This is a genomic window from Isoptericola croceus, assembly GCF_029382255.1.
GTDB lineage: Bacteria > Actinomycetota > Actinomycetes > Actinomycetales > Cellulomonadaceae > Isoptericola > Isoptericola croceus.
The window spans coordinates 1-279 of sequence record NZ_JARLLG010000145.1 but is presented as its reverse complement, the minus strand read 5'-3'; the positions used below and the strand labels follow the sequence as shown (position 1 = coordinate 279).

Sequence of the window (279 nt, the reverse complement as noted above, 5' to 3'; positions counted from 1 at the left end):
ACTCGCCCATCAGGCCGATGCGCCAGGCTTTCCCGGCAAATTCTCCCAACCCGCCGCCAATCTCGATGTCGTAGTCGTTGAGCAACGTCCGGCGCACCTTGGCGTCTTCGATACCCTCCGGACTCGATATTGTTGTCAGCGGGTTCAGGCGGTGTCCTTCCTCGGCCAGCAGCGTCATTCCCAGGGCCTCCACACCGGCACGCAACCCCTCCGCCACCCTGGCGTGCCGCTGGATCCGGTTGTCCAAGCCCTCTTCCATCATCATGCGAAGGGATTCCC

The 279-nt window shown here is 63.1% G+C and carries 1 pseudogene; it reads right to left on the bottom strand.

Going from position 1 to position 279, the window contains the following annotated elements:
* A pseudogene (locus PZC42_RS21005) lies at nt 1-265 on the bottom strand (alanine--glyoxylate aminotransferase family protein); the annotation flags it as partial.
* Nucleotides 266-279 lie beyond the last annotated feature (14 nt).